Source organism: Denitrificimonas caeni, assembly GCF_905120345.1.
GTDB lineage: Bacteria > Pseudomonadota > Gammaproteobacteria > Pseudomonadales > Pseudomonadaceae > Denitrificimonas > Denitrificimonas caeni_A.
This window is the reverse complement of the sequence record NZ_CAJHOA010000016.1, coordinates 1-3,130: the sequence shown is the minus strand read 5'-3', so window position 1 is coordinate 3,130 and position 3,130 is coordinate 1. Positions and strand designations below refer to the sequence as shown.

1 rRNA gene is annotated in these 3,130 nt (G+C 49.1%); it reads right to left on the bottom strand.

The features are described from left to right. Window positions 1–35 precede the first annotated feature (35 nt). Window positions 36–2,928 (bottom strand): 23S ribosomal RNA (locus JYJ62_RS15755). Between the last annotated feature and the right edge of the window lie 202 nt (window positions 2,929–3,130).

Here is a 3,130-nt window from a genome sequence, read left to right as displayed (position 1 = left end):
TCACAATTCGTCTTCCCAAATTGTTTGGGTGTTATATGGTCAAGCCTCACGGGCAATTAGTATTGGTTAGCTCAATGCCTCACAGCACTTACACACCCAACCTATCAACGTCGTAGTCTTCGACGGCCCTTTAGGGAGCTTAAAGCTCCAGTGAGATCTCATCTTGAGGCAAGTTTCCCGCTTAGATGCTTTCAGCGGTTATCTCTTCCGAACATAGCTACCCGGCAATGCCACTGGCGTGACAACCGGAACACCAGAGGTTCGTCCACTCCGGTCCTCTCGTACTAGGAGCAGCCCCTCTCAAATCTCAAACGTCCACGACAGATAGGGACCGAACTGTCTCACGACGTTCTAAACCCAGCTCGCGTACCACTTTAAACGGCGAACAGCCGTACCCTTGGGACCGGCTTCAGCCCCAGGATGTGATGAGCCGACATCGAGGTGCCAAACACCGCCGTCGATATGAACTCTTGGGCGGTATCAGCCTGTTATCCCCGGAGTACCTTTTATCCGTTGAGCGATGGCCCTTCCATACAGAACCACCGGATCACTAAGACCTACTTTCGTACCTGCTCGACTTGTGGGTCTCGCAGTTAAGCGCGCTTTTGCCTTTATACTCTACGACCGATTTCCGACCGGTCTGAGCGCACCTTCGTACTCCTCCGTTACTCTTTAGGAGGAGACCGCCCCAGTCAAACTACCCACCATACACTGTCCTCGATCCGGATAACGGACCAGAGTTAGAACCTCAAAGTTGCCAGGGTGGTATTTCAAGGTTGGCTCCACACAAACTAGCGTTCATGCTTCAAAGCCTCCCACCTATCCTACACAAACAACTTCAAAGTCCAGTGCAAAGCTATAGTAAAGGTTCACGGGGTCTTTCCGTCTTGCCGCGGATACACTGCATCTTCACAGCGATTTCAATTTCACTGAGTCTCGGGTGGAGACAGCGCCGCCATCGTTACGCCATTCGTGCAGGTCGGAACTTACCCGACAAGGAATTTCGCTACCTTAGGACCGTTATAGTTACGGCCGCCGTTTACTGGGGCTTCGATCAAGAGCTTCGCTTACGCTAACCCCATCAATTAACCTTCCAGCACCGGGCAGGCGTCAGACCCTATACGTCCACTTTCGTGTTTGCAGAGTCCTGTGTTTTTAATAAACAGTCGCAGCGGCCTGGTATCTTCGACTAGCAAAGGCTTACATAGTAAATATTTCACCCTCACCAGCGCACCTTCTCCCGAAGTTACGGTGCCATTTTGCCTAGTTCCTTCACCCGAGTTCTCTCAAGCGCCTTGGTATTCTCTACCCAACCACCTGTGTCGGTTTGGGGTACGGTTCCTAATTATCTGAAGCTTAGAAGATTTTCTTGGAAGCATGGCATCAACCACTTCGCATTCTAAAGAACGCTCGTCATCAGCTCTCGGCATTAACAAGATCCCGGATTTACCTAAGATCTCTGCCTACCACCTTAAACAGGGACAACCAACGCCCTGATGGCCTAGCCTTCTCCGTCTCTCCATCGCAATAATTAGAAGTACAGGAATATTAACCTGTTTTCCATCGACTACACTTTTCAGTCTCGCCTTAGGGACCGACTCACCCTGCGTCGATTAACGTTGCGCAGGAAACCTTGGTTTTTCGGCGTGAGTGTTTTTCACACTCATTATCGTTACTCATGTCAGCATTCGCACTTCTGATACCTCCAGCAAGCTTCTCAACTCACCTTCAACGGCTTACAGAACGCTCCTCTACCACATATTCAAAGAATATGTCCGTAGCTTCGGTGTATGGTTTGAGCCCCGTTACATCTTCCGCGCAGGCCGACTCGACTAGTGAGCTATTACGCTTTCTTTAAAGGGTGGCTGCTTCTAAGCCAACCTCCTAGCTGTCTAAGCCTTCCCACATCGTTTCCCACTTAACCATAACTTTGGGACCTTAGCTGACGGTCTGGGTTGTTTCCCTTTCCACAACGGACGTTAGCACCCGCTGTGTGTCTCCCGTGCTTGAACTTGTTGGTATTCGGAGTTTGCATTGGGTTGGTAAGTCGGGATGACCCCCTAGCCAAAACAGTGCTCTACCCCCAACAGTTATACACGAGGCGCTACCTAAATAGCTTTCGAGGAGAACCAGCTATCTCCGGGCTTGATTAGCCTTTCACTCCGATCCACAGGTCATCCGCTAACTTTTCAACGGTAGTCGGTTCGGTCCTCCAGTTAGTGTTACCCAACCTTCAACCTGCCCATGGATAGATCGCCCGGTTTCGGGTCTATTCCCAGCGACTGTCGCCCTATTAAGACTCGCTTTCGCTACGCCTCCCCTATTCGGTTAAGCTTGCCACTGAAAATAAGTCGCTGACCCATTATACAAAAGGTACGCAGTCACCTAACAAAGTAGGCTCCCACTGCTTGTACGCATACGGTTTCAGGATCTATTTCACTCCCCTCTCCGGGGTTCTTTTCGCCTTTCCCTCACGGTACTAGTTCACTATCGGTCAGTCAGTAGTATTTAGCCTTGGAGGATGGTCCCCCCATATTCAGACAAAGTTTCTCGTGCTCCGTCCTACTCGATTTCATGACTAAGAGATTTTCGTGTACAGGGCTATCACCCACTACGGCGGCACTTTCCAGAGCCTTCCACTAATCTCTAAGCCACTTAAGGGCTAGTCCCCGTTCGCTCGCCACTACTAAGGGAATCTCGGTTGATTTCTTTTCCTACGGGTACTTAGATGTTTCAGTTCCCCGCGTTCGCCTCTTATGCCTATGTATTCAGCATAAGATACCCGACTTACATCGGGTGGGTTTCCCCATTCAGAGATCTCTGGATCAAAGTCTGTTTGCCGACTCCCCAAAGCTTATCGCAGGCTACAACGTCTTTCATCGCCTCTGACTGCCAAGGCATCCACCGTATGCGCTTCTTCACTTGACCATATAACCCCAAGCAATCTGGTTATTGTCTATAACGTAAAGATCGATATTACGCCGAAAATTCGCAATTAAAAAACTCACAAATTTTTACCTTAGCCTAAATAATTACCAGTGAAAGTAACTACCTAGTCTATTTTTACTTCTATCACAAACCTAAATTTTTAAAGAACAGTTCTGGTAAAGACCAGAAATCAATATTCAAA